The organism is Kitasatospora sp. MY 5-36 (genome assembly GCF_001182915.1).
Lineage (GTDB): Bacteria > Actinomycetota > Actinomycetes > Streptomycetales > Streptomycetaceae > Kitasatospora.
Genome location: NZ_LFVW01000853.1, coordinates 1 through 3,830 on the forward strand (window position 1 = coordinate 1; position 3,830 = coordinate 3,830).

The 3,830-nt window shown below is 71.5% G+C and carries 4 protein-coding genes; 2 read left to right on the forward strand and 2 right to left on the reverse strand.

The genetic code is table 11. From position 1 onward, the window contains the following. Window positions 1-311 precede the first annotated feature (311 nt). A complete protein-coding gene (locus tag AE652_RS37195; protein ID WP_049659647.1) occupies window positions 312-731 on the forward strand; it encodes a DUF3151 domain-containing protein in 420 nt (139 codons plus the stop codon). A 159-nt stretch (window positions 732-890) separates the two neighbouring features. Here the strand turns inward: AE652_RS37195 and fbaA are convergent, their stop codons facing one another. Further along, on the reverse strand, window positions 891-1,913 hold the full coding sequence (gene fbaA / locus AE652_RS37200) for a class II fructose-bisphosphate aldolase (RefSeq protein ID WP_049659648.1): 1,023 nt from the start codon (window positions 1,911-1,913) through the stop codon (window positions 891-893). 362 nt (window positions 1,914-2,275) lie between these two features. On the opposite strand from fbaA, the gene AE652_RS37205 reads away from it, so the two are divergent. Next, on the forward strand, window positions 2,276-2,998 hold the full coding sequence (locus AE652_RS37205) for a DedA family protein (protein ID WP_049659650.1): 723 nt from the start codon (window positions 2,276-2,278) through the stop codon (window positions 2,996-2,998). A gap of 90 nt (window positions 2,999-3,088) precedes the next feature. Here AE652_RS37205 and pyrE read toward each other — a convergent pair whose 3' ends face one another. Continuing rightward, window positions 3,089-3,625 carry an orotate phosphoribosyltransferase gene (gene pyrE, locus AE652_RS37210; protein WP_049659651.1) on the reverse strand — a complete coding sequence of 179 codons (537 nt, stop codon included), beginning with the start codon at window positions 3,623-3,625 and terminating at the stop codon, window positions 3,089-3,091. Window positions 3,626-3,830: the final 205 nt, after the last annotated feature.

Sequence of the window (3,830 nt, forward strand, 5' to 3'; positions counted from 1 at the left end):
GGTCGGGGTGGTGGCCGGGGTGGCCGAGGGGCGGTTCAGCATGACCGCCGTGGCGCCCAGCACCAGAACGGAGAGCACCAGTGCCGTGAGCATGCCAGGACCGGGTCTGCGCCGCTGCCGGCGGCGTCGGCGACCGCCCTTCCGGGGCGGTGCGGTGCGCCTGCCGACGGATCGGGCTGCAGACATGATCTTCACACTGGCATGGCGAACGGGTGAATGTCCACCTTCCCGCGGGCGGTGCCGGTGCCCGTGGCGGCCGCCCGTCCGGGACGGCGGTTGACCCCTGCGTCTCGGGTGGCAGACTTCAGGGCATGGCGATTCACAGGAATCTTCTCGACGGTCCCGAACCGACCCTGCTCCCGGAGGAGGAGCGGCCCTACCGGATGCTGGCGGAGGAATCGGCCTCCCCGACCCAGGTGGCGGCCGAGTTCCCGGTCTTCTGCCTCGCCTGGGCGATGCTGGCCGACGACGCCTACGCGGCCGGCCGGTACGTCGAGTCGTACGCCTACGCCCGTACCGGCTACCACCGTGGTCTGGACGCGCTGCGGCGCAACGGCTGGAAGGGCCACGGCCCGGTGCCGTGGGAGCACCGCGGCAACCGCGGCTTCCTGCGCTGCCTGGCGGCGCTCGCCCGGGCGGCCGGCGCGATCAAGGAGACCGAGGAGGAGGCCCGCTGCTGGCAGTTCCTGAAGGACAGCAGCGCGGAGGCGTACGCGGAGCTCAAGCAGTAGCGCGGTCGAGCGGCAGAGCCGTAGAGATCGGTAGAGCCGTAGAGAGCGGCAGAGCTGTAGAGCGGTAGACACCCCCGACGTACGGGTGCCCCCGGCGGAGTCCGCCGGGGGCACCCGTTTCTCACGCTCGGGGCGCGGGTCCTACGCGGGGCGCGGGCCTCACTTCAGGCGCTTGCCCGCCGAACGCAGCTGCTCGGCGGCCTCGCGCACGCGGGCGGCCATGCCGGCCTCGGCCAGCTTGCCCCAGGTGCGCGGGTCGTAGGTGTTCTTCTTGCCGACCTCGCCGTCGACCTTCAGCACGCCGTCGTAGTTGGCGAACATGTGGCCGGCCACCGGGCGGGTGAAGGCGTACTGGGTGTCGGTGTCCAGGTTCATCTTCACGACGCCGTTCTCCAGCGCGGTGGCGATCTCCTCGGCGGTCGAGCCCGAGCCGCCGTGGAAGACGAAGTCGAACGGGTCGGTCTTGCCGTACTGCTTGCCGATCGCGTCCTGCAGCTCGCGCAGCAGCTCCGGCTTCAGCACGACGTTGCCCGGCTTGTACACGCCGTGCACGTTGCCGAAGGAGGCGGCCAGCAGGTAGCGGCCCTGCTCGCCCAGGCCCAGCGCCTCGGCGGTGCGCACGGCGTCGTTGACGGTGGTGTACAGCTCGTCGTTGATCTCGTGGGTGACGCCGTCCTCCTCGCCGCCGGTCGGGGTGATCTCGACCTCGAGGATGATCTTGGCGGCGGCGGCCTGGGCCAGCAGCTCCTGGGCGATGGCCAGGTTGTCGGCGAGGGTCTCGGCCGAGCCGTCCCACATGTGCGACTGGAACAGCGGGTTCTCGCCCTTGGCCACGCGCTCGGCGGAGACCGCCAGCAGCGGGCGGACGTAGCCGTCCAGCTTGTCCTTCGGGCAGTGGTCGGTGTGCAGCGCGACGGTGACGTCGTACTTGGCGGCGACGATGTGGGCGAACTCGGCGAGCGCGACCGCGCCGGTCACCATGTCCTTGCTGTGCTGGCCGCCCAGGAACTCCGCGCCACCGGTCGAGATCTGGATGATGCCGTCGCTCTCGGCCTCGGCGAAACCACGCAGCGCGGCGTGCAGGGTCTGCGACGACGTGACGTTGATGGCCGGGTAGGCGAACTTGCCCGCCTTGGCCCGGTCGAGCATCTCGTTGTAGACCTCGGGAGTTGCGATGGGCATGCGATCCGCTCCTGTCGGGTTGCGGCGTACGGACGGTGCTGTCCGACGCTGTGTACGCCTTCGTGACGACTCCGTGCCGGCCCGCCGACGCGCGGCGTTGCGGTGGTGGCTCTCCGGCACGTTCGCGGCGACCTGCGCGGTACGGCCATGAGGGTGGTGTGCCACCGCGGACCGGACGCCTGTGCCATCTTCCCAGACTCGTGCCCGCGGGTCAGCAGGAGCCCGCCATGCGGAACGTCGCACGGTACGAGCGCACGGCGGCACCCGGGCGGCCCCGGCGGGGGCCGGAACCGGTCCCGGCCGGGCGCCGTCGGCACGGTACGCCCGCGTCGCCGGCAAGGTGCGCCCGCTATCCTGCGCCCGTGGACTACAACCAGCTGGCCGTCAACCTGCTCGACGCCAAATCCCTGATCTCGTCCCTCGGCGCCATCGGGCTGATCGCGATCATCTTCGCGGAGACCGGCCTGCTGGTCGGCTTCTTCTTCCCGGGTGACTCGCTGCTGATCCTCGCGGGCGTCGCCGCCTCGAACGCAGCCTCCTCGGTGCTCGGTGACGGCGCCAAGCTGCCGATCGCCGTCCTGCTGATCGGCTGCCCGATCGCGGCGATCGCCGGTGCCCAGCTCGGGCACCTGATCGGCGCCAAGGTCGGGCCGAAGATGTTCGACAAGCCCGATTCGAAGATCTTCCGCCGCGACTACGTGGTGAAGGCGGAGGAGTACTTCAACAAGTTCGGCTCCGGCAAGGCCGTCGTGCTGGCCCGCTTCATGCCGATCATCCGCACCTTCCTGAACCCGGTCGCCGGCACCCTGGAGATGCCCGCCCGGACCTTCTTCGTCTGGAACGTGATCGGCGGCGTGCTGTGGACCGAGTCCATGCTGCTGATCGGCTACTTCTTCGGTGACGCGCTCGCCCCGGTGATCGACAAGTACCTGATCCCGGCGGTGCTGCTGATCGTCCTGCTGTCCATCTCGCCGATCCTGATCGAGGTCATGCGCGAGCGGAAGAAGAAGCGGGCCGGCGTCGGCGCCGAGGTCGACGAGGAGAGCCAGGTCCAGGCCGGCGGCGGCCGGCACCGGCGGGGCTGAGCGCCCGCCGAGGCCGGTGCTGTTTCACGTGAAACAGCACCGGCCCTCGGTCGTTCGTCGTCCCGGCGTTGTCGTCCCGGCGGGTCGGGGTCAGAGACCCAGGTCGTCCAGGGTGTACGCGGTCACGTACTCCAGGCCCTGGGCCTCGACGGCGGCCGCGCCGCCGCGCTCCACGATCACCGCGACGCCGACCACCTCGGCGCCCGCCTCGCGCAGCGCCTCCACGGCGGTCAGCACCGAGCCGCCGGTGGTGGAGGTGTCCTCGACGGCCAGCACCCGGCGGCCCTTGACCTCCGGGCCCTCGATCCGGCGCTGCAGGCCGTGCGCCTTGCCGGTCTTGCGGACCACGAAGGCGTCCAGCTGCTGCCCGCGCGCGGCGGCGGCGTGCAGCATCGAGGCGGCCACCGGGTCGGCGCCCAGGGTCAGACCGCCGACGGCGTCGTACTCCAGGTGCGAGGTCGCGTCCAGCATCACCCGGCCGACCAGCGGGGCGGCCACGCCGTCCAGCGTGATCCGGCGCAGGTCGACGTAGTAGTCGGCCTCCTTGCCGGAGGAGAGGGTGACCTTGCCGTGCACGACGGCCTTGTCCTTGATCTGTGCCAGCAGGGCGTCGCGGTCGTTGCTCATGAGCGTTCAGTCTAGGCCCTGGCAGTCCCCGCGGCTCTCCGGGCTCGCGCCCGGCCGGCGCCAGGTCAGCGGCGGCGCAGCGCCCTGACCAGCACCACGGCACCGCCCAGCAGGGCCACCGAGCCGCCGATCACCCACGGCACCGCGTTGCGGCCGCCGGCGCCCGGCACCACGATCCCGCCGGCCTCCCCGCCCCAGCGGGACG